We start from the raw sequence: 23,570 nt of genomic DNA on the forward strand, positions 1-23,570 counted from the left end.
ATGTTCTGTTTTACTGGTTATCGGAGGCAAACCATTCGGCAAATGAATTGGTGGTTTCATAAAGTCGAACGCTAAATAATTCAAGATGTTCAGGCAATAGTTTTTTTAGCTTCTCGGCTATAAAAATAACCATATTTTCGGTCGTTGGTTGAAAGTTGACCAAGTGCTGACGTTCGTACATTTCGCCCAGTTCAATCAGCTTATCGTGTGCTGCGAGGTTATTAATCATGAGTGAATGATCAAAGGGTTCCACAATGTGCTTTTTAACCAGCTTTTTTAAGATACTAAAATCGATGACCATTCCATCCTTTGGATCTCCTTCTTTATTAAGTGGTTTGCCGATGAGGGTAATTTGTAATTTATACGAATGCCCGTGAATATTACGACATAAGCCATCGTAATTGGATAGTGCATGAGACATTTCGAATCCAAATTGCTTGGTAACTCTGATTTTTGCCATGATTCAAATTTGAGAGGGTGAAATTAAGAACTTCCCTCCAATAAATAAAAAAGCCGACAAAAAGCCGGCTTTCCAAAATATGTTGTTTGTCGCTATTATTCTCCACAGGTACAGCGTTCCAGGCAGTCAACAACCTGACTTAGAACATCGTGCTTCAAGTAGTAGAAAGTATTCTTACCTTCGCGGCGCGAGCATAAAACTCCTTTGTCTTTTAAAATACCTAAGTGATGCGACGTCGTTGACTGCTCAATCCCTAAAAGTTCATGGATTTGGGTAACGGTTAATTTTTTACCCCCTTCAAGATGCTTGAGTATAGCTATACGCATTGGATGCGCAATCGCTTTTAGCATATTGGCAGCGGTGTCAAGCCGATCAGCATCTAGTTCTTTAAACTGCATTGTATTATTTATTAATTACAAATGCAAATATATAAATATTTAATTTCTTCTAAAATAAAAATTTAGGTGGTTTTATTTTTTAGAATGAATACAAACACTTGATAGCTAACTTTCCGATGAACAAAGACCTTATTATTTTGTGTATGACTTTAATATATTAGCCGAAAACCTAATTAATTTGCTATTTTTGAACGGTTCAAAACACGGAACAAATGACCTCTTTGGATATCATTCAGAAACCCATAAAAGATGAGTTGAATCAATTTGAAGACTACTTCAAAAAGACTATTCAAAGTGATATCCCCTTGTTATCATTGATTATCAATTATATTCTGCGGAAGAAAGGGAAGCAAATGCGACCGATGTTTGTTTTTCTTTCGGCTAAAATGACTGGTGAATTTAACGATTCAACATACATGGCTGCCTCGTCTATCGAGTTGCTGCACACGGCTACCCTGGTGCACGATGATGTAGTCGACGAATCGTATGAACGTCGCGGTAGTTTTTCGATTAATGCTCTCTGGAAAAATAAGCTGGCGGTTTTGGTGGGCGATTATATCTTGGCGAAGGGAATGTTGTTGAATATTGATAATGAGAACTACAATTTCCTGAAGCTGATCAGCCGCTCTGTGAAAGACATGAGTGAGGGGGAAATACTGCAATTGCGCAAAAGTCGCAAACTAGACATTGATTACGATACTTATTTCGAAATTATTGAGAAAAAAACAGCTTCGCTAATTGCAACCAGCATGGCAATGGGAGCAGCGTCGGTATCGGATGACGAATCGTTGGTTGAAAAATTGTTCCGGATTGGGATTGATGCGGGGATTGCTTTCCAGATTAAGGATGATATTTTTGATTATCAGGCGAAAGGATTGCTGGGAAAACCAACCGGGAACGACATCAAGGAAAAAAAGATTACGCTGCCTTTACTTTACGTGTTGAGCAATTCAGAAGAAAAAGAAAAACGTCGCATTTTGCGTGAGGTAAAGCGTAAAAACAAGAACACCTCAAAAGTGCAGGAATTGGTTAATCTCGTTGTTGAACGTGGCGGACTGGAATATGCCACCGAGCAAATGAATTTTTACCGCGACCGGGCGATATCCGAAATCAACAATTTCCCGGAAACCGACTCTCGAAATGCGATGATTGAGCTGATCAATTACGTGACGACCCGCAAAAAATAATTTGTGCTGTATTGGTGTGTTTAGGTTTTTATTAAGTCCGCTTTTTTACTCCAATCCCGGGTTTGTTTAGCAGGATTACTTTGCCATCTTTAACTTTTACGCCGATAAACGGATCGTTGCTGATCAACAAATTTCCATCCAGATCAGCCCAGTCCGCTTTTGGTGATAATTGGGCTGCCGCTGAAATACCACATGATGTTTCGGTCATGCAGCCAATCATTACTTTCATGTCCAATTCCCGGGCGAGCGTTATCATTTTGTGCGCTTCACGCATGCCCGTACATTTCATCAATTTGATGTTGATTCCGGAATAAACACCCTTTATTTTCTTTAGGTCATTTAATCGTTGTACGGCTTCGTCGGCAATAATTGGCAATGGGCTGTTTTGGCTGAGCCAAGCTGTTTCTTCCAAGGCTTTTTTGGGCATTGGCTGTTCAATAAAGATAACTCCTTTTGCTTTCAACCAATGGGTCATGTCCAAAGCTTGTTGCTTGTCTTTCCAACCCTGATTAGCATCAACACAAATTGGAACATTGGTCATCGAACGGATGGTTTCAATGATTTCCTTATCATTATCGAGGCCTAGTTTTATTTTCAGAATCTTAAATCCAGCAGCCTCCTTTAGCTTTTGCTTAATGACTTGCGGCGTATCAATACCTATTGTGAATGATGTATCGGGAGCATCTTTTGGATTGAATCCCCAGATTTTGTAATACGGTTGATCCTTCATTCTTCCAATCAGGTCGTGCAAAGCAATATCGATGGAGGCTTTGGCAGCACAATTACCTTCAGCTATTTCGTCTACATAGCTTAAAATATCTTCTAGCTGAAAGGGGGCTTTGAACTGATCCAGTTTAAGAGATTGTAGAAATCTGGTTGCCGTATCATGGTTTTCACCTAAGTAAGGAGGCATGGAAGCTTCACCATATCCCACCATCCCATCGTAAGCGATTTCCGTTAACATGGTTGGTGTGGACACGCGCGTACTTTTAGCAAGTGTAAACGTATGTTTTAACTGGAGATGATATGGTTTAAACCGAAGTTGTAGACATTTGTCTTGTTTGCTCATTGCTACACATTGTATTTTGCATCGATCTTCATCAGGATAAAGAGAAACTGCACGAATATAATTCTTTTTGGCGAAGTGGTTTTCAGTTCTGCCATGGGGATAGTCTCAGCTTTAAGAATTTTCTTTAAGTGCTACAAATAAAACGCTATCCTGAAAATCTATTCTTCATTCTTTAAATTTGAAAAAATTAGCATCCCCAGAAATGTGAGTGCTCCATTGAGCCAGAGTAGTTCAAATCCAAATTGATAACCTCCAAACCAAGCCTCCGAATTGATGTTGATGACATAAGTTATTAACGGAGAAGCTAATCCGATAGCGGGAACTAGCCGGTCGTATACTTTCCGTTTAGTTAAAATACCGAAGGCAAAAAGCCCCAGCAATGGACCATAGGTATATCCGGCAACACGAAAAACAGCTGTTACCACACTGTCGTTATTGATGATTCTGAAAAGAACAATAACGACAAACATTAACAGCGAAAATCCAATGTGAACAAAGAATCTTGTTTTTTTACTTTTTGGTTCTTTGGCATCAATATTTAAAAAGTCGATGCAAAAAGACGTGGTTAAGGCGGTCAGCGCTGAATCGGCGCTTGAGTATGCTGCAGCTAAAATGCCAAGAAGGAATAAGGCACCGGCAAAAGTTCCAAAATGCTGTAAAGCTAAAAAAGGAAACAAATCATCGCTACGATCAGGAATAGCAATGCCTTTTTGTTGAGCAAAGGCGTAAAGCATTACACCCAGACTGAGGAAAAATATGTTAGCAATGATGAAAGCAAAACTAAACCAAAAGACATTTTTTTGTGCATCTTTTTGTGTTTTGCAAGTTAGGTTCTTTTGCATCATATTTTGATCCAGCCCGTTCATTACCAATACAATGCCTAGTCCGGCAAAAAACTGCTTAAAGAAATTTGTTTTCGATTGCCAGTCCCAATCAAATATTCGGCTATATGGGTGATGCACAACAGTATCTACCAGCTCCTTCGAACTGAGATCAAGTTGCTTTGAAATCATAAAAATTGTAATTCCAACGGCTCCTAAAATAAATAGAGTTTGGAGTGTATCGGTCCAGACCACTGTTTTTATTCCGGCTTTGTAGGTGTAAATCCAAATCAAAAATAAAGTCATTAATACGGTGAGCCAGAATGGAATTCCAAGCGCTTCGAGAAAGCCAATTTGCAAAACCCCCGCTGCAAGATAAAGCCTAAACGATGCTCCGATTGTTTGCGATAATAAGAAAAAGAAAGCTCCGGTCTTGTATGAGCGGACACCAAAACGCTGATCAAGATAGGTGTAGATTGAAACCAGGTTTAGTTTGTAGTAAAGCGGAATTAGAACCAACGCGATGAGCCAATATCCGAAGAAGTTTCCAATTAAAAACTGGAGATAAGTCCACGCGCTGTTCCCAACTTCTCCCGGCACAGATATAAAAGTAACACCGGAAATGGTGGAGCCAATCATTCCAAAAGCAACAAGGTACCAGGGCGAGCACCGATTTCCGGTAAAGAAAGTGTCGTTTGTTGCATGGCGCGATGAGAAATATGAAATAGCCATCAGCAGGGCAAAAAACGACAGGATGATAATAGAAATCAAAGTGGTACTCATGGTTTGGTCTCTGTTTGTTTACCGTGTGTTTCTTTTATTTTAGATCCAACGTACGAAATCCAATTCGATTTATCTTTTTCAGCTGGAAATTGAATGTTCACCGCTAAGATACATTTTTGACGGAAAAAGTTTTGGTGTTTAATTCGTATTTGCAGCTATTTGAATAGAATCAAAATCGATCATACATGTTTTGTTTGATTGATAGCATCTGCAGTAAAATTACTTACATTTGTTATATGACTCTATTAATAGCAGATAGCGGATCAACAAAGACTTCCTGGCTCCTCATCACTGAAAAAGAAGAGGAGTCTTCTTCCATTCAAACAACTGGGATTAATCCATTTTTCCGATCAGCTGAAGACATTTATTCAGAGCTTAAAACGGATTTATTGCCAAATGTTTCTGACAAGGTCGATGCCATTTTTTTTTATGGAGCTGGAATTATTAACCAAGAGCGAGGAAAGGTGATTCAGGATGCGCTTCAAAAATTATTTCCGGAGAGTTCAGTTGAAATGAGTAGCGACTTTGTTGGAGCTGCCCGTGCTTTGTTTGGAAACGATGCAGGAATCACCTGTATTATGGGAACCGGATCAGGGGCGTGTTTGTACGATGGTAATGGGATAATTGCCCGGGTTCCATCTCTTGGTTTTATTTTAGGTGACGAATGCAGTGGAGCATTTTTTGGTAAAAAGTTGTTAAGCGATTATTTTAAAAATACCATGCCACTGGATGTTCAAAACTTGTTTGAACAAGAATTTGACTTTACAGAATCTGAAGTTTTGAGGCGCGTTTATAAAGAGGAAAGACCGAACAAATATTTGGCCGAATTTGCTCCATTTTTATCCAAATATATCGAAAAGGACTATTGTCACCAGTTGGTGATGACAAGCATGGGAGAATTTTTCGAACGCAATGTGATTCAATTACCAGAATATTCTGAATTTCCGATTGGGTTTGTTGGTTCGGTAGCTTGGGGCTTTCGAATGTTTATTAACGAGCTGGCAGAAGAATACGGTTTTGACAAGCCCGTGATTCTAAAAGATCCCATCGAGATGTTGAAGAAATTTCATACGAGCTAAATTTAGGAGTAATGAGTTCAGACAGTATTACCGAATCAGAATCATTATACGACGACCTGGAACAAATGTCGGTTCGCCAGTTACTCGAAAGTATTCATGCCGAAGACCAAAAAATACTTCCGGCGGTGGAGAAAAACATCCCGCAAATTCAGCGGTTGGTTGAGCAGGTTGTCGAGCGTATGCAAAAAGGTGGCCGCTTATTTTACATCGGTGCAGGTACCAGCGGGCGACTTGGAATTCTGGATGCTTCGGAGATTCCTCCAACTTATGGGGTAGGCGATGATATGGTGATCGGCATGATTGCGGGTGGTGATCAGGCCATCCGCAAAGCGGTAGAAAAAGCGGAGGATAATGCAGCGTTGGGGTGGCAGGATTTGCAAACCTACAATATTAACAAGTTAGATACGGTGGTTGGCATTGCTGCTTCGGGACGTACGCCGTATGTAATTGGAGCTGTGAAAAAGGCTCATGAGAATGGTATCCTGACTGGTTGTATCGTCAACAATCCGGAGAGCGAATTGGCCAAACATGTGGATCTTGCTATTGAGGCCATTGTTGGGCCTGAGTTTGTTTCGGGCAGCACGCGAATGAAATCGGGTACAGCTCAAAAACTGATCTTGAATATGATTACCACATCGCTAATGATTAAACTGGGGAAAGTAAAAGGCAACAAGATGGTCAATATGCAGTTGACCAACCAAAAATTGATTGCCCGCGGTACTCAGATGATTGTGGATGAGCTTGGCTTTGAAGAAGCTACCGCCCGCCGATTATTGCTATTGCATGGCTCTGTTAGTAAGGTGTTTGAAGTGGAAAAAAGGAAATAGCCCGGTACATCCGGCTAGAAATACTTCACCTTTTCATCCAAAAGATCACTCAATAAATTATTCGCCAAACGGCTGGCTCCAATGCGAAATAGGGAAGGAGTCATCCATTCTTCACCTAAAATTTCTTTAACAATAGTCAGGTATAAGATGGCATCCCCGGTAGATGAGATTCCACCTGCCGGTTTAAATCCAATTTTCTTACCTGTTTTCTTATGGTAATCTTTGATGGCCAGGCACATTTCCATGGCAGCTTCAGGTGTTGCTGCAGGGGTAATTTTTCCGGTTGAAGTTTTTATAAAGTCGGCACCTGCTTCCATGGCTAAAAACGACGCATGACGAATTTGCTCCGGTTCGGCAATGGCTCCGGTTTCCAATATCACTTTCAAGTGTGCGTCTCCAATGGCTTGTTTGATGGTTGTTACCTCTTCACGACAAATTAAGTCATCGCCATCCATAAAAGCCCACAGAGGAAGAACGATATCAATTTCATCAGCACCGTAATCAACAGCCATTCGGGCCTCCTTCACTTTTACTTCAATAAAGCTCATCGATCCGGGAAACCCACCGGCCACAGCGGCTATATTTACATTGTCGTCGTTTAAGTTCTCCTTAACGGTGCGCACCATGTTTGGATAAACACAAATAGCAGCCACATTGGACAGGCTCGGATAGTCGTTCTCAAAATCATTCACCCGCTCAGTAAAAGCCTTTACATGGCTAACGGTGTCTGTCGAGTTTAATGTCGTTAAGTCAATGCAAGAGAATGCCAGCTCTTGCCAGTCTGAATTGGAATTGTTTTGTGCTGCGACTTTGATCTCTGCTAAGCTTCGGTGGATTGTTTCCATTGGAGACTATTTTAGTTTCGGATTATTTTGATGGCGGTTTTCATCCCGCTTGGTTTTCTTTTCTACGTTATTTATGAATGCTTTGTTTAGGTCAACCCCGGTTTGATTGGCCAGGCAGATTAAAACCCACAATACATCGGCCATTTCATCAGCCATTTCATATTGTTCATCACTCTTTTTAAACGATTGGTCGCCGTATTTTCGTGCCATAATACGAGCCAATTCTCCAACTTCTTCCGTTAAAATAGCCATATTGGTTAATTCGCTGAAGTATCGGACGCCTATGGTTTTTATCCATTGGTCAACCATTTCCTGAGCTACAGGTAAACTTATGACTTCGGGTTTTGTGCTCATGTTAGTTATCATTGATCATACATTAGAAACAAACGCCAGCTGCTTTTTATTGTTAAAATTGCTTGTTTTTTGAGTCGATGATGATGGTTACCGGACCATCGTTGAGCAAGTCTACTTTCATATCGGCTCCAAACTCACCGGTTTTCACTTCTTGCTGAAGAGTTGCTGATAGTGTATCTACGAATTGCTCGTACAATGGAATGGCAATGGGCGGTTTCGAAGCACGAATGTAGGATGGTCGATTGCCTTTTTTGGTGCTGGCATGCAGTGTAAACTGACTCACAACCAGCGCTTCTCCATTTACATTCAGCAGCGACTTGTTCATCACACCATCTTCGTCATCAAAAATGCGCAACTGACTGACCTTTTTCACCAGGTAACTAATGTCTTCGCTAGTGTCGGCATCTTCAATTCCCAATAGTAGAAGTAATCCGTGTCCAATTTTCGATTTTATTTCTTGGTTAACAGTAACTGAGGCCTTGGAAACCCGCTGTATTACAATTCGCATATTCGTGCGCTATTTTATTAAAAACATTGCTCAATCGAACAAGCTTTCGTTATTTTTGTTTAACTAATTCAGCGATCATTTCAACAGATTTTGCTGAATAAAAACTGAAACATCAAAGATAATGATTCAAAAACCGACCAGAAACAAATTTTTCTATATCCTCATACTAATATTGCTATCGATTGGGAATGGAGCAATCGCGCAGCGCGCCGCGGTGCATGGACGTGTTTATGATGCCGATAGTAATGAGGGACTCCCTTTCGTGAATGTGGTGGTTGCTGGAACAACCATTGGCACAGTTTCCAAAGAGGATGGAACCTATCATATTACCGGACTGAAGCCGGGATTCGTGCGGTTGGAAGTGTCGTTTGTTGGGTATGAAAATACGATTTCACCCGAAGTAGAAGTGAGTAACTCAAAACCGGTTGATTTAGATATCGCACTCGAAAAAAGCAATACCGAGTTGAATGAGGTGACTGTTTCCGCTTCACTTTTTCGAAAGACAGAGGAGAGTCCACTATCGTTGAAAAATATTGGGATATCTGAGATAGAAAACAGCCCCGGAGCCAACCGCGACATCAGCAAGGTGATCCAGTCGTTTCCGGGTGTGCAGTCAACACCTTCGTTCCGCAATGATATTATTATCCGGGGTGGTGGTCCGGCAGAAAGCCGTTTTTTTTTGGATGGGGTTGAAGTGCCCAATATTAATCACTTTGCCACTCAGGGGGCTTCCGGGGGGCCGGTAGGAATTATAAATGCTGATTTGTTGCGTGAGGTCAACTATTATTCGGGAGCTTTCCCGGCCGATCGCGGAAACGCATTAAGCGGAGTTTTCGAATTTTATCAGGTTGATGGAAATACCGATAAATTACGGGCGCAGTTTTCAGTTGGAGCCTCAGAAGTTACCGGCACTTTTGATGGGCCAATTGGCGAAAAAACGACTTATATTTTTTCAGCCCGGCGTTCGTATTTGCAGTTGCTGTTTAGCTTATTTGAGTTGCCTTTTTTACCCACCTTTAATGATTTTCAATTTAAAGTAAAAACCAAGCTCGATCGGAAGAATGAAATTTCGTTTATTGGACTGGGGGCGATTGACAAGTTCGACTTAAATCTAGACATAGAAGATCCTGATGATCAGCAACGGTATATCTTGTCGACAATACCAGAAAATGAGCAGTGGAGTTATACGGTGGGAGCCGTTTATAAGCATTATCGCGAGAATGGTTTTCAGACCGTTGTTGTTAGCCGCAGCCACCTGAATAATTCGGCTGTGAAATATTTAGACAACGATTACAGCTCGGAGGCCAATAAAACGCTGGATTACGTTTCCGAAGAAATTGAGAATAAGTTGCGCTTTGAGAATTCAACACGAGTTGGCAATGTGAAGATTAACTTTGGAGCCAATGTTGATTTTGTGACTTACACGAATTCAACCCAGCAAAGGCGTTTTTATTCGGATGGTATTTTGGATGTTAACTTTGATACCGACTTGAACCTCATAAAGTGGGGTTTGTTTGGGCAGGCGAGCAATAAAATTTTGGATGAAAGATTAACACTTTCATTGGGTATCCGGCTTGATGCCACCAACTATTCTTCAAGTATGCAGTCGCCCTTCGACCAGCTTTCTCCACGACTATCAGCTTCGTATCAGCTATCGCCAAACTGGAGTTTGAATTTTAATACTGGTCGCTATTTCCAGCTGCCACCATACACAGCACTTGGTTATAAAGAAAATGGCGTATTGGTGAATAAGGAGAACGATTTAAAATATATTCAGGCTGACCATTTGATCGCTGGTATTGAGTTTCAACCACAGCAAAATGTTGTTTTTTCGGGCGAGGCGTTTTATAAAAAATACAGCGACTACCCGTTTTCGGTGAACGACTCGGTAAGCTTAGCTAACCTGGGTGCTGATTTTGGAGTGATTGGAAACGAGGAAGTCCGATCAATTTCGGAGGGGCGTGCCTACGGTATTGAGTTACAAACTCGGATTGCGTCGTCCAATAAATTCAACCTGAATTTGTCGTACACCTGGGTGCGGAGCGAATTTCAGGATAAAAATAACAACTACATTGTTTCGAGCTGGGATAGCCGACACTTATTGGTGCTCACTTCGACCAAAAAGTTAAAGCGCAATTGGCGTGTGGGAGCTCGCTGGCGGTTTGTTGGTGGTTTACCGTACACGCCTTACGATGTGGAAAAGTCGGCTTTGGTTGAGGCCTGGAATGTAAATAACGGCCCGTATTTGAATACCGACCAGTGGAATACCAAACGATTTGAAGCCTTTCATCAACTGGATTTACGGATTGATAAAGCTTACTATTTGGATAAGATTACAGCCAAATTTTATATCGATATTCAGAATTTCTACAATTTCCAAAATGAAGATCAGGACATTTTGGTTCGGCAGCAAAATGAAAATGGCAGTTATGTGACTACCGACGGAGGATCCCGGTATGTGCTCGATCGGGTTGAAAACACTTCGGGAACAACGCTGCCTACCATCGGGATCATTCTGGAGTTTTAATTACTTTTGTGGTCTATGACTGTACTTTGCATTCAACAAAAAGGGCTGGATCCATATTTTCATCTGGCGGCCGAAGAATATTTACTGAAGAATTTCGACGAAGATGTTTTCATGCTTTGGCAAGGTGAAAGTTCCATTGTGGTTGGGAAACACCAAAATGCGCTCGCCGAAATTAATCATCGTTATGTGGCCGAAAATGGAATTAAAATCGCCCGCCGACTATCGGGTGGGGGCACGGTATTTCACGATCCAGGAAATTTGAATTTCACCTTTATTAAAACCGTTGAACGGATCGATCAGGTTAACTTCAAGGTGTTTACGCAGCCTATTGTTAAAGTGCTGAAGAAGTTGGGTTTGGATGCTTATACCACTGGCCGCAACGACTTGATGCTGGATGGGAAAAAGATATCGGGCAATGCTGAGCATGTTTTTAAAAAACGGGTGCTTCATCACGGAACTTTGCTGTATAATAGTGAATTAGGTAAGTTGAAAAACGCGTTGAAAGTCGATCTGTCGCGTTTCGAGGATAAGGCTGTGCAGTCGAACCGAAGCGAGGTAACAAACATCGCGAATTACCTGGATCGGGAGATGAGTGTGAACGATTTCTCTGACTTTATTTTTGAGGGGATTCGAACCAGTTATCCGGAACCGAAGGTTTTTCAATTTTCGGAGGACGATATTGAAAAAATTAGAAAGTTGAGGGATGAGAAATATGCAACCTGGGACTGGATTTACGGCTATTCTCCAAAATACAAATACAGCAACCAGGTTGATGATCTGGAAGGCAATTCCATCCAGTTCACACTGGAGGTGGCCAAAGGTGTTATACACACAATTGATCTTCTCGGTAAGATATCCAATGAACAAGCTATTTTACTAACAAATGCGCTGCTGGACGCTCGACATGATTATCAGGAGTTGACGCAACGACTCAAGAAAATTGAGATTGCGATCAGACCAATTTCGGTGGAAAAACTATTGACTGTTTTGGTTTAGATTATTCCACCTGATAGTTGTAAAAACTATTGTCTTCGTTACCAACCACCAAGTTGAAAAAGGGATTTGAGTGGTTAAAAAAGCCAATCGTAAAGTCGGTGTTTCCATGCAGCGGAAACCCATCATAAACAGAACCATCGGAATTGATTAGATATACCCGGTTTTCAGTTCCACAAACAACACCAATTTTTCGGTCATTATTTGAAAACATGTAGCTGTTGGGCTTGCTGGTAATCGGACTGTCAAACTTTCGCTCAAAAATCTGTTTCCCCCCATCAGTATATGCAATCAGCTGTTTTTCGTCAGCGAGTATAAAATCAGATTTTCCATCCGCATTTATATCTTCGGCTTCGAAAAAATGGTTTTTACTCAAGTTGGTTGTTTTCACAGTTTCTTCTTGGCCATTAAAATATTGTAAATGAACAACACCATTAATATCGGTTGAGGCGATCGCTTGCTGCTTGCCGGTTACCAAATAAAATTCATTGTCAGAATGTTCAAAGCCGGCTTTGGTACTCACACGTGTGTTTCCTCTCCGGTCAAGAATGTAGGTTTTATACTGATCGGCACAAACGATGTAATCTTTTCCGGCTACGCGGAAATGTTTTACGGGTGAAGTCACTTTCCCGTCAGTACCTTTAAAATCCCAGCCACGAACCACTTTGCCTTCGTTGTCGTAGGCATAAACTTCTTTATTTTCGCAGGCAATGAAAAAACGATATTTGCGGTTATTATCGTAGTCGAAAACAGCCAATCCATTGCTTGCCGGGGCTCGCAAATTGATTGGGTAGCGAGCAACATTATTTCCTTCGCGGTCAATTAAATGAAGCTGGTTCTTGGTGTTGAACAGGTATTGTAGTTTCCCGTTTTTGTAATAGTCGATCTGGTAAATTTTGCCCATGATTTGACCGGGGAGTTTCACTTTCCAAAGGCTCACCCCTTCTTTGTTAATCAGGTAAAGGTTGTTCTTGTTATCCTGAATGATGACTTCTTTGTTGGCTTTGTCGTTGTGGTTGATCACCAGCTGTGGCTTGATCGCAACCGTTGAGTCCAACTTACTTTGCCAAACCGTTTGCGGCTCTTCTTTCAAAACCGGATCAAATTTCAGGTAAACACTATTTAGAAATTGTTCGTTGCTCGGTGAGATTTGCCATCCCAGAGCCTGAAATTTCCGAATGGAAAGTTCATTTTCCCCGATTGATTTTGAGATGTCTTCATCTAAATAATGGTTACTTAAATAGAATGATTTTGAAAAATTAAGGTAGAAATAAATGCTTGACCTACTCGTTAACTGACTATTAAAACCCTGAAATTGAGTATCATTTTCCAAGGTTTCAGAAAGCACCAGGTCATGGATGTAATTTTTCAGTGCCGCTGCGTTATCCGCAAAAATCAGATAGTTGTCGTAAAAGCACATGAAGTTACTTTCGACACCTGAAAAAGCTTGGCCAAATAATAATTCAGGCAATTTTTTAAACGGAAATTGATAGATGGAGAACGAACGGTCATTTTGAATTTGATAGTCGGATCGCATTGCTTCAAGCGTTGTTTTTTGCGCTTTAGCATAGTTTTGAAGTATGGGCAATAATTTTTCGCGGGCAACCGACTGCCCTTTCACTTGGGCAATGAAAAAGCGATTTTGTGTTGGATTGTTTTGGGTAATAGTCCCAAAGGCTACGGCAAATTCATTTTTTCCAACCTCCTGAAATAGTTTTGTAAAAGGTACTTTGCTGTACCGCTGAATTTTTGATAATTCAGTTTCCCGAGAGTAATACAATCCCTGCTTTTTCAGGTACTCCTCATAGTCGGTATTGAATCGTTCCAGATTTTCGATGGATAAATTGAGAAACAAACTGGTGTTGGCTGAAAGCACTTCGGGAATAGTAACCCGCTCCGCTTTTTGCCTGCGGAAAATATTGAAGTAGTTGTTGTTTGAATCGTTGGAAAAGCTAAATCCGTTCAACAATAATTCTGACTTTTTGATGTTCACATCCAGTTCCGTCCAGTCGGACAAACTGCCCAGCAACTTTATCTGTTTGCGGAAATCGCGTGGAATAGCTTTTGAAATAAAGCTTGGAAAATGATTGTGCTGCACGTAAATGTTGAACTCCGAACCTCCGCTGGCAGTTTTGTGCAGTTCGGTAAGTTGTTGGTCGCCCGTTAAGTTTTCAGCTGAGATTTGACGGATGGCCTCATCAACAAAAAGCGGATAACGGCTGAACAGCAAAATACCTTCTTTAAATGCAACGCTGAACTGGGAGGTGCCTGATTTTAACTGATAAATATCTGTGTTATCGTATTTTCTGGAGCCCAATTCAATTTCATTATTGGTTGCGAGTGAATTGAAATAATCAATCAACGCAGACCTTTCTTTGCGATTGTCTAAACTGGTCGCAAAAAGACAACCGATGTTATTTTTACCTTCGGGGTTGAAGGCGACTAAAAGGGTTTTGTCCGCAATGACATCGCGCAGCAACTCGTGCGCTTTAAGCTGCTCCTTCAAGTCCCGAATGTCCGTAAAAAAAGAATTCAGATCTTTGATTTGTTTCAGCTCGTTAACAAGTGGATTCTGATTGTCGATCTCGTCGAGAAGTGATTCCAATTCCGGCACTTCAATGAAGAGGGGGGTTTTTACAGGAATTGCCCGAAAAGCCGAATTCTCGGAGTAGCCTTGGGTTTGTCCGGCAAAGAAAAAGAAGGCAGCTCCGGCAATCACAATCGAAACGAGAACAAGAGGAAGTATTAGCTTGCGCATAAGTTGAATTTTTATCAAAAATAAGAAGAAAGTCAAGCTACTGCTAAATAAATTGAACTTGAATTTAGAATGACTTATTAACGATGCATTCTTAATTTCCAGCTCGATGTTGTTTATTTTCGCTGATGCACCTCGTCGGAATTGACAATTTTGTACAATTTATCAGATCGGCGAATGGTTTGATCGAGCTTGATGGAGAACCGTTCTCCTTTTTGGGTTTCATCCACCGGTTTCAGGTCGACACGTATTTCGTCTACCTCGGCTTCCACCACTCCGGTTGTCGGTCCGGTAATCAATATTTTATCACCTACCTGAAGTTTGCCGGTTTCCATCTTAAATTCGGCCACTCCAATTTTTCCGAAATAGTTCATGCCTTTGCCAATGTAAAGTTTCCGTTTTGTGGCTACCGAGCCGTAGTTTTTACTCCATTCCCCAAGCCTTTGTCCGAGGTAGTAGCCATCCCAAAAACCGCGATTGAAAACTGTTTTTAGTCGTTCGTCCCAGACAGCTATTTTTTCATCGGTAAAATCACCATTAAAATGAGCATCGGCTGCTTCGCGATAGCATTCAACTACTGTTTTTACATACTCGGGAGAACGTGCTCGTCCTTCAATTTTAAGGACTGTGATGCCCGAATCAAGCACTTTATTTAAAAAGTGAATGGTTTTTAAATCTTTGGGCGACATGATGTATTCGTTGTCGATATCCAGTTCGGCTTTCGTTTCGTTGTCGATAACCGTATAGGAACGACGACAGGTTTGCATGCAGCTTCCCCGATTGGCTGACGAGTTCATTTCGTGCAAACTCAGGTAGCACTTGCCCGATACGGCCATGCACAAGGCGCCGTGCACAAACATCTCGAGTTGAATTAGTTTGCCTTTTGGACCGGTTATATTCTGCTCTTGAATTTGCTTTCTGATTTCCCAAACGCGACCCATATTCATTTCACGGGCCAGAACCATTACGTCGGCAAATTGGGCGTAGAACTTTACCGCTTCAATATTGGTAATATTTACCTGAGTCGAAATATGAACTTCTATACCGATGCTACGGGCGTAGGCGATAGCCGAAATATCACTGGCAATGATAGCCGAAATACCGGCTGCTTTTGCGGCATCAATCACCTCGTGTAACTTGTCCAGCTCATTATCAAAAATGATGGTGTTGACGGTGAGGTAAGTTTTCACTCCGTGGGCTGATGCTTTTTCTGCAATCTTTTTTAAATCATCCAGGGTGAAGTTGTTGGATGAACGGGTCCGCATATTGAGTTGTTCAACCCCAAAGTAAACCGATCCTGCTCCTCCTTGAATAGCAGCTGCCAGCGATTCGTAAGAACCAACCGGAGCCATAATTTCGATATCTTTTCTTTCCATTTCGGCATTCAAATTATTGGGGCAAAAGTACTAAAAAATAAAACTTGTTTATTGTGCCAGAGTAAAGCGGAAGCTCAACCCAAAGTTGGAATTGGACGTTGGATAAGACAAAGAGGTGAATGGCTTGTTAATCACCTTGTCATAATAAACCCTCAATTGAAAACGATCGCTTAGCATATAATCAGCTGTTGTTTTAATCGTAATAGCATTTTGTCCTGCTGTGAGCTGGTCATTGCCTTCAACCAGTTTACGGATGAACGTCTTGTTTTTACGGAATGAAACGTCGGCCCGGATATTCAAATCATTTGAATATGCTTTTTGCGATCCTTTCGTTTTAATGATCAAGTCCATGCGTTCGAAACGATAACCCAATCCGAAAGTATATTCGTTGGTTAGCACTTCGGTTAGCTGATTGTTGGCAAAGTTTAATGTCAGGTTCCGGCTTCGGCTAATTTCAGCAGTTGTCGTTAAATCGTTCAGCCAGGTTACGTCCATATTGATCAGCGGATTGAATTGCTCATTAATGCTCACCGCGTTAATGTCGTATCTGCTCACAAAGTTTCCGCTCAGCTCATTCATAACATAGCTGAACCCGTCACCAAATTCATTGTCGTTATACCTTAAGTTGGTAATATAAGAGCCAACGTTGTAGCTTGAACGATAGGAATGACTGATGTTCAGCGTTTTCAAATATTTGTTCAAACCCTCAATTTTGGATACAATACCGTCGTAGGTAATTCGCCAGTTGGGGCGCATGTATTTGATGGATGGGAACGGTTCCAAGGATACTTTATCAGCCGATTGGCCGGTGTAGGCCGCAATAAAAGCAGGAACCAATACTTGTTGCGAATTTGGACCGTATCCTGCGCGATATCCATCAACCTGACTATGCGAGTCGGTTGGTTTATATCCGATGTCAGAGTTTGCTATTCGTTGGCTTGCCAATCGATCAGAAATAATACTGCGGTTATCCAACATGTTTTGGAAAGCTGATGATTCCGGCACTTCGGCTTCCCCCATTTTTGTAAATGCCGTGCTCCAGGTATTTATCGACATGGTAAAGTTTCCTTGCAGGGTTTTGCCTGAAGTATCAAAATTACCTGATTCACCATCGTAAATGTAATATTCTTTCATGTTCTCCGAAAAGGAGCGGTTGGCGTTTAAATCAATTCGCAGGAATGGAATTGGTTCAACACTAGCCCTGACACTGAACGTTTCATTATGGTTCATCTGGTAAGCCGCATTTAATGCGGTATCTTTCGTGTACCACCCTTTGCTTATTGCCTTGCGGGCAAAAGTTTCATCCTGCCATCCAAAAAGGAATGGAAATCCCGGAGCATTGCTGCTGGCGATGTTTCCAAACATAGCCGGGTCGGGATTGTATGACCCTGATCCAAAAATGGTAGGTTCAGGCATGAATCCTGGCATAATGGTACCATCGGAGCTGGAATAGGAGAGTGATACATTTTTTACACTCATGAGCGTTCGGGCCGTGTATTGGGCAATCTTCAGAAAAATATTGTCTCCAACTTCACGCTTCCCGGTAACCGTAATTATTGCCTGACGAACATTGTTTGGTACAGATACCGTTATCCGGTTTTCATTTACTACTTCAACTTCACCTTCTATTTTTTCTCCTCCCGAATTTACAATGTTGACATCTACACTTTCCGTTTTCAACTTGTGGTTGATTGACTTGTTTGTATTTGCTTTCAGGTTGGTCGGTGAGCTTTCGTAGGTAACCGTTTTATATTTTGGTTCGCTGGCTTTTGTGTTCGAACGGGAAACTGCTCGTGCCCGGCTACTCGAACTTCGTGCTGAGCGGGTGCTTGCACCATATTTGCGGTTCACTTCTTTAAGGAAAGGAACTTTATTGTATAAGTTGAGCAAATTCAATTGGCTGTTTACCTGAGCTACGCGAGCATTCTCAATGGTGTTTCCAAGTACGATTGATTCGTCGGTAATTGCTCCCGCATACCAATCATATTGTGCCTGGTAGCGTCCGGTCATGCTTACCCAGTTTAGTAGCGGTATTTTGTTGATCGGAGCAATGTACGAAGCATTGAAGGTGTGATGATAAAGAATCGGCCGACCTAAATTAAATAAATTGGTCAGGATCGAATCACGCTTCATTTCATAGTCGTCATCTGATCGGTTAATTCGACCTGCCGGTTCATCAATTCGCGATGTCCCTTTTGAAGAGAAATCGAGTTTCAGCGATCGGGTCAGGTTATAGTTGAGATCAAAATATTTGTTCCAGATGAAGTCTTTATCAAAGGTTCGCGGAATGATCATGTTTGGATTGGTCAGGTTGCGCGTTTGAACCTCTTTGTAATGCCTATACAAATCAGTTCGGTAAGAGATCTGAGTTGGCAAAAGGTAGAAGTTGAAATCCTTTAAAAGTCGTAAAGCTTTTCCGTTAACAAAGTTGACCTTTTTTAAAGGCTCTATTAATTTCGGGCGGTTGTTGTAATTATAACTAAACAATCCACGATAGTTTTTCTCGAGGCTGTATTCGGTATTTACATTTCGTCTTTTCAGTTCGTTGTATGAATAGGTTACTGAGAAGTTTGTCGGATCCCATGGTTTTGGCTTTCCTGACTTACTCATCTTGTCAACTTTTACATTAGTCAGGTTGATGCTTTTGCGGCTCATGTAATCCTGAGCAAGGCTTTTCAGAGAGTCTCGTTCCGACTTTGTTTCCAAATTATCCAGCGCTTCGTCCATTTCAATATCCGCATCGAGCGGATTGTATTTCGGATTGCTGATGCTTTTGGACACGCCAACATATAATGGAATGCGCACATTAGCTTTCTCGGGGAAGAACTTGCCCAGCTCAAAGTTTGACGAAATATCGTATTCAACTAAATCATCCAACGCCCGCTCGTTCATGGTTTGGTCAACACTTCCGAAGCCCGAAGAGCGTGTACGCCCGGCCACAACGACTGAGCCAAAATCGGCTAAACGTGCTGAAACTCGTGCATTGGCGGCCCAGCCACCACTTTCATCAAAATCGGTCAATCGAAGTTCATTGGCCCAAACTTCAACCGACAATGGTCCGGGGTTGAAGTTTCCTTGTTTTTTATGACGAATACCCATCAATACAAGATCAACCTCGGCAAGGTTTGGAGTTCCTTTTACCTTGACCAGATTTTTATTGCTGTTCCAACCTTCATGTGGTAATTCGTAAATGTCGTTGGTCGAAATGCTTGATCCGGCTTGACGAATCAAAGCGTTGCGTGCCAGTTTCGCATCTGTAAATAAGTCTAGTGGGATATCAATTCGGTTATCATCGGGCCAAACCAAATATCGTTGGCTTTCAATATCTCCATTGTAATTTCCATAGTCGGTTAAGCTGAGCGGGACTTCGTACTCGTAATAGTTATTTTCATCGGTTCCCAAACGCACGAAGAAGTGCAGTTGATCATCGCTTAATGGGTAGCCCTCAATTTCCTCGGCATGAACCTCCAATTTCAACCTTTTATAGCGACGAAGATCCATCCCCAACGTTTTGTAAGCTGCCCGGGCATCACTCTGCTGCAAATCGATGGCTCTTAAAACCAGCGATTGTTCGTTTAGTTGCAGCAACTGTGGATTCGCAGGGTCAATTACCCGGTCGATTCCAGGAGGAAGAACATAGTTGACTGGTTCTCGCCGGCTGTTTTCTTCAATGTTAACAGCCGAAATTTCAAACTCAGTCTGATTGCTCGGAGCAACATCTGTTTCATCAACGTTGTCGGTAAACTTGCGCCAGTCAGAACGAACAAGATCAAGTGTCGCAAAACGCAATATCGTCGTATCTTCAAAGCCCTTCAGGAACATTCGCATAAAACGAATAGAGGTGAAGTCTTCGATATCAAATTTTTCTTTGTAGTCGGAAACTGGAATTTTAAACTGGTACCAGTTAACTTCCTGAATACCTCCCTGCCCATTGTCACTCGGTCCAACGCGGATATCGGTAATGTAGTTTTGTCCCAGCTTCATCTCATCAGGACTAAGCTTAACCTGGTATTGATAGTATCGTTCGTACTCGTTCAGGGTATTATCGCCGTTGATATCTTCCATATTTGGAATAGTGGTAGCGGTTGTTGAATACGAATTGCCAGATGCTTCGGCCGGAGCTGAGTTTCCCTCAGGTCCGTTGTAGTTTTTATAGCGTTCTAAAATAGTTGCTTCGGCTTGGTCCAGATCTCCTCCCCGGTAATAATGGTAGTTATCACCCGATGGGTCATTCAAAAATTCATCCAGTACATTTTGATTCAGGATATTTTGCAGCGCCTGTGTGTAACTACCATAAAATGACTGCTCGTCGGTATCCACTAGTCCGTCGAACCCAATATCCTGGAATTGACGCGAAGTGGCATCGTTGGCAAAGGCATCAACTACCGATTGTTTAGTTGAAACCCGCCCCCAGATTGTAGTATCAACATCTTGAACGATCTCTGTTTCCGGAAGTCCGTTTTCAAAAGATTTCCGGGAATCTTTCAGAACATCTTCCGAGATATCTCCGAGGTTGAAGTAGAGACTTCCTCCCTCAACAGGATTCCCATTTTCTTTGTCGTACACAAATGGATCCATCATCCAGAATTCGATGTATTCGATATTGGCCGCTTCAAAATTCGAAGTTTCAATTTTACGCATAATACCAGCCCAGCGCGATTCAGGATCGTTTAGTTTACCATCAGAATTAAGTCCTGCTGAATAAGTCGAAGGATTCGTATCGAAGTTATACGGGCCTCTTTCTGATGGATAATAAGCCAAATCAAGAACGGAAATATTTGTTGGTTGCCCTGTGGCGGTTTCCTTATCAGGGAAGATCTCTTGCTGAAAAACTTCACGCATGAAGTGGTTGTGCTGCTGAGCGCTGTTTTTAATATGAGCGGGAGTTTGCGAAGTATTTCTCAAAAATAAGGGGTCGATGATATACCAGGCTAATTTTGCCCGGTTGTAGCCATACGCCAAATCTCCATTTAGATTTCCTTCGGGGAATAAGTTCTCCTGGTTTTGCGGTGTACTTGCCAAAACCCAGGCTTGTCGGGCCTTTAGGCTTATTGAAGTTTTTGTAGCTTCAAAATCATCAATGTATACTGTACCTTCTTTGTCAATTACACTGGAATGTCCGGGTACAAGTTGCGCAAATTCAGCTTCCATTGAAATAGAGGAGCGCTCTTTGGTTTCAATAAAAGGCAGCTTGTCAACCAATGTTGTTAGCAAGTTTGACTCGGTGCTATAATTGGCATCAAGCCCCCAGATGGTATTTGAAATTGGATCTTCCCCGTAGCTTACCTTTTGAGTTAGCGGGCGTTCGCTCATGTGCAGAACAGTTGCTCCAAGGTTGAAATTATCGGAGAATGCGTAGTTTGCATGCGCCCCCATCAGGGTTTTGCGTTGCACACTAAACAGGTCTTCACTTTCGGTACTGATCTGGATTGGCGTACCGGATTCCAGCAACGCATCATTAATAATCTTTACCCGTCCTAGTGTGTAGTCTACCGTGTAATCGATATACTCTTGCAGTTCCCGGCCTCCGGCTGTTACTCGCACTGATCCCTGAGCTACATTTAATGTTCCCAGTGAAATTTCAGAACTTGAAGACCCTTCGTAACTCCCTTTCAGAATAAACTTGTTATGCTTGGTGTCCCGCTCGGCATCCGTTTTTGTGGAATCGTATAATGATTGGTAGGCATATTTTTCAGCTAAAGCCGGATCGCTAATGGAGTCTGTCAGGTTGCTTCCAAAAGGTTCCAACACCGGGAAAATAATTCGTCCGCTTGATGGTAGAACTGTTACGCCTGATATGTAGTCGTAAACCCCGTCGCTTCCCGGGTCTAACTGTGAGTTCAGATTATCGACGTTCAGTACATTGAGCAGAATATGTCCTTCAATGTTCGATTCAGGTAAATAGTTGATATCCGTTCCTGAGTCGTTTTGATACATGACGTCCAGAATAAAATTTTCGTTCGAAAGCTGGTAGGCATTCAAACTGTAAACGTTTTTCATCATCAAGTCCCAGGTTGGGTAGCGGGTTGAGAGGTTGGTTCCTTTCAACAACTTCATGATCAGCGTTGCCGGAGCCTGCACTCCGTCGGTGGAAAACTCACCAACCTGATAGGTGTTTCCATTTGCTGTATAGTTGTAGGCAACCATCAGTACTTCGTCGGTGTTTAATGATGAGTTGAGGGAGATATATCCCAGGTTTTCATGCACCGTGTATTCTGACGGATTTAACTTGCGGGCCTGCTCAACTTTCTCAAAATCCTGACCTCCTTTGAAGTTTAGTGACGAAAGCGGTTGAAGTGTCTCATTAATTTGATTGACCTCGCGAATGGCATTATACGAAGTGGTTAACTCGTTGTAGAGGGCGTTAGCGTCATTAAACGGGTAAACGCTTTCCGGGTAGCTCCAGGAAGAATTTTCCTGAAAGGCCGGAATGGTGTTGTATATGTTTGGTTGATGCTCACCAAGATCCATAAAAGCAATAATATTCCTTGATTCATCGGTTGAGTTGGATTTGTTGGTTACCCAAACTTCAATTTTATTTATGGTTACGGATGAGTTAATTACAGGAAGATTCGCTAGCGCATCGTTGTAATGGTCGCGAAAATACTGCGCCAAAAAGAAGTGACGATTGGCATCGTAGTCCAGTGCTTCAATTTCGAAAGTTGATTTCTGAGCTCCTCCCTCGGTCTCAATCACCTGGGTTTCTCCTTTGTTTTGTGAGAAAACCGTGGTTAAGTTTAGTTTTCCGAATTGCATTTCGGCTTTCACACCAAATAAGTTTGTTCCGCCGGTAATCAATGAGCCATTCAACGGAAGTGAAACGTTACCGGCCTCAATCTTTTTCAGAATTTCATCTTCATCGCCTGTATAATCGATGTTCATTTTATTTTCGTAGTCGAAAGTGGCTTCGGTGTTATAGTTCACCCGCATCTTCATTTTTTCGCCAATATTACCCATCACATTCATCTGGATCTTTTGGTCGAAATCAAAATTGGTGGTTTTCCGAAGACGCTCCGGAATAGCCGGGTTTTCTGTTTTATTGACCTGTGCGCCGAAGCTTACTTCAACATATCCTTGCGGACGAATATCAATGGTGTTACCACCAAAAATTCGATTAAAAGCTTCTCCTCCAACGGTCAGGCTTGGGATAAATGATCCCTGATTCTCGAAATCCATTTGATTACCACGCACCCGCCAATAGTTGCGGACCGAGTTTTTAAAGTCATAATCGACGTACTCTTCGAGCGACATTGTTTTTGGCAGTCTGTAATTGAGATTGCCAATTTTTTCATAAAAAATATATTCGCCAGTTACCGGATCATACTCAATTTCGGTATTGATATTGGATGGGCGGCTCAGAAATAACTCAGAGCTGTCTTTGGAATCGGGGTAGCTAAACTCTTGCTCATCCTTAAAGGGATAGGGGAGAACGCCTACCGTATCAATTTCCAGTGAGTCGTTTGTTGAGATGTAATTTGTTTCGGGATTTGCTACTTCCTGACCTGGAATGGTCATCCATCCCATGCTTAGTAATCCCGGAAAAACAACTGTGATAAGGATATTTTTCAAGCTTTTTTTCAATGCCAGT

The 23,570-nt window shown here is 41.9% G+C and carries 15 protein-coding genes; 5 read left to right on the forward strand and 10 right to left on the reverse strand.

Annotation, left to right across the window (positions count from 1 at the left end; translation table 11 throughout):
- Positions 1-10: 10 nt before the first annotated feature.
- A complete protein-coding gene (locus ACTB00_RS02395) occupies positions 11-460 on the reverse strand; it encodes a 6-pyruvoyl trahydropterin synthase family protein (RefSeq protein ID WP_463298351.1) in 450 nt (149 codons plus the stop codon).
- A 95-nt stretch (positions 461-555) separates the two neighbouring features.
- Positions 556-858 (reverse strand): ArsR/SmtB family transcription factor, encoded by a 303-nt coding sequence (locus tag ACTB00_RS02400; protein ID WP_159522188.1) that lies wholly within the window; start codon positions 856-858, stop codon positions 556-558.
- A 212-nt stretch (positions 859-1,070) separates the two neighbouring features.
- Here ACTB00_RS02400 and ACTB00_RS02405 point away from each other — a divergent pair, with 212 nt between their 5' ends.
- A complete protein-coding gene (locus tag ACTB00_RS02405; protein WP_463298352.1) occupies positions 1,071-2,045 on the forward strand; it encodes a polyprenyl synthetase family protein in 975 nt (324 codons plus the stop codon).
- A gap of 31 nt (positions 2,046-2,076) precedes the next feature.
- On the opposite strand, the gene ACTB00_RS02410 is transcribed toward ACTB00_RS02405, so the two are convergent.
- Together ACTB00_RS02410 and ACTB00_RS02415 are read right to left on the reverse strand one after the other, a co-directional pair.
- Positions 2,077-3,114 (reverse strand): dipeptide epimerase, encoded by a 1,038-nt coding sequence (locus tag ACTB00_RS02410; RefSeq protein WP_463298353.1) that lies wholly within the window; start codon positions 3,112-3,114, stop codon positions 2,077-2,079.
- A gap of 158 nt (positions 3,115-3,272) precedes the next feature.
- On the reverse strand, positions 3,273-4,718 hold the full coding sequence (locus tag ACTB00_RS02415) for a sodium:solute symporter (protein WP_463298354.1): 1,446 nt from the start codon (positions 4,716-4,718) through the stop codon (positions 3,273-3,275).
- Between the two features lie 236 nt (positions 4,719-4,954).
- On the opposite strand from ACTB00_RS02415, the gene ACTB00_RS02420 reads away from it, so the two are divergent.
- Together ACTB00_RS02420 and murQ are read left to right on the forward strand one after the other, a co-directional pair.
- Positions 4,955-5,797: an ATPase gene (locus ACTB00_RS02420; protein ID WP_463298355.1), complete on the forward strand. Its 843-nt coding sequence runs from the start codon at positions 4,955-4,957 to the stop codon at positions 5,795-5,797.
- Between the two features lie 11 nt (positions 5,798-5,808).
- On the forward strand, positions 5,809-6,624 hold the full coding sequence (murQ, locus tag ACTB00_RS02425; protein ID WP_463298356.1) for an N-acetylmuramic acid 6-phosphate etherase: 816 nt from the start codon (positions 5,809-5,811) through the stop codon (positions 6,622-6,624).
- A gap of 14 nt (positions 6,625-6,638) precedes the next feature.
- On the opposite strand, the gene deoC is transcribed toward murQ, so the two are convergent.
- Genes deoC through dtd form a run of 3 tightly spaced genes read right to left on the reverse strand, consistent with a single transcriptional unit; the run spans position 6,639 to position 8,331 of the window.
- On the reverse strand, positions 6,639-7,469 hold the full coding sequence (deoC, locus tag ACTB00_RS02430) for a deoxyribose-phosphate aldolase (protein WP_463298357.1): 831 nt from the start codon (positions 7,467-7,469) through the stop codon (positions 6,639-6,641).
- A 6-nt stretch (positions 7,470-7,475) separates the two neighbouring features.
- Positions 7,476-7,823, reverse strand: a complete 348-nt coding sequence (locus ACTB00_RS02435) for a nucleotide pyrophosphohydrolase (protein WP_463298358.1) — start codon at positions 7,821-7,823, stop codon at positions 7,476-7,478.
- Between the two features lie 52 nt (positions 7,824-7,875).
- Positions 7,876-8,331 carry a D-aminoacyl-tRNA deacylase gene (gene dtd, locus ACTB00_RS02440; RefSeq protein ID WP_463298359.1) on the reverse strand — a complete coding sequence of 152 codons (456 nt, stop codon included), beginning with the start codon at positions 8,329-8,331 and terminating at the stop codon, positions 7,876-7,878.
- A 121-nt stretch (positions 8,332-8,452) separates the two neighbouring features.
- Between dtd and ACTB00_RS02445 the strand changes: the two genes are divergently transcribed.
- Positions 8,453-10,858 (forward strand): TonB-dependent receptor, encoded by a 2,406-nt coding sequence (locus ACTB00_RS02445; RefSeq protein WP_463298360.1) that lies wholly within the window; start codon positions 8,453-8,455, stop codon positions 10,856-10,858.
- 15 nt (positions 10,859-10,873) lie between these two features.
- On the forward strand, positions 10,874-11,854 hold the full coding sequence (locus tag ACTB00_RS02450) for a lipoate--protein ligase family protein (RefSeq protein WP_463298361.1): 981 nt from the start codon (positions 10,874-10,876) through the stop codon (positions 11,852-11,854).
- Between the two features lies 1 nt (position 11,855).
- Here the strand turns inward: ACTB00_RS02450 and ACTB00_RS02455 are convergent, their stop codons facing one another.
- From ACTB00_RS02455 to sov, 3 genes are all read right to left on the reverse strand, one after another.
- Positions 11,856-14,609: a DUF3352 domain-containing protein gene (locus ACTB00_RS02455; RefSeq protein WP_463298362.1), complete on the reverse strand. Its 2,754-nt coding sequence runs from the start codon at positions 14,607-14,609 to the stop codon at positions 11,856-11,858.
- 113 nt (positions 14,610-14,722) lie between these two features.
- Entirely contained in the window at positions 14,723-15,982 is a 1,260-nt protein-coding gene (locus ACTB00_RS02460) for a peptidase U32 family protein (protein ID WP_463298363.1), read from the reverse strand.
- A 48-nt stretch (positions 15,983-16,030) separates the two neighbouring features.
- Positions 16,031-23,563: a T9SS outer membrane translocon Sov/SprA gene (sov, locus tag ACTB00_RS02465; protein WP_463298364.1), complete on the reverse strand. Its 7,533-nt coding sequence runs from the start codon at positions 23,561-23,563 to the stop codon at positions 16,031-16,033.
- Between the last annotated feature and the right edge of the window lie 7 nt (positions 23,564-23,570).

Source organism: Sunxiuqinia sp., from assembly GCF_055140945.1.